At 54.5% G+C, this 290-nt stretch carries 2 protein-coding genes; both read right to left on the bottom strand.

What is annotated here, in order from left to right:
* Positions 1–116, bottom strand: a 116-nt coding sequence (locus Q1A69_RS20520) for a phage tail assembly chaperone family protein, TAC (protein ID WP_366525633.1), incomplete at its 3' end; no start/stop codon positions are given.
* A gap of 12 nt (positions 117–128) precedes the next feature.
* Positions 129–275 (bottom strand): phage tail tube protein, encoded by a 147-nt coding sequence (locus tag Q1A69_RS20515; protein ID WP_366525632.1) that lies wholly within the window; start codon positions 273–275, stop codon positions 129–131.
* Positions 276–290: the final 15 nt, after the last annotated feature.

The raw sequence follows: 290 nt of genomic DNA, 5'->3' as shown, positions 1-290 counted from the left end.
CGGACATAAACGGTTGCGGTTAATTCCTGTTCGCCCTGCTTCCAGGTGATAGCGCGCTCCACCGGGGGGCCAGAAAAGGCGCCCTGCTCTTGTAGGGATTCGATGGTTAATTCCATGATTGCATAACCTTAAGTGGAAGCTTTAACGGTCCAGGCCGAACCGCCGCTGCGCTGGATCGACATTTCACCGGTGACCAAACTGTTCTGCTGGAAATCAAAGGGGAAGTCGGCCACATAGCCCTCGAAGGTGAACCAAGTGCGGCTATCCGGCAGCACAAAGTCTTTATCGGT

It is taken from the genome of uncultured Microbulbifer sp., from assembly GCF_947498635.1.
Lineage (GTDB): Bacteria > Pseudomonadota > Gammaproteobacteria > Pseudomonadales > Cellvibrionaceae > Microbulbifer > Microbulbifer echini.
The sequence above is the reverse complement of the archived record's forward strand: the minus strand, read 5'-3'. Positions and strand labels throughout refer to the sequence as shown.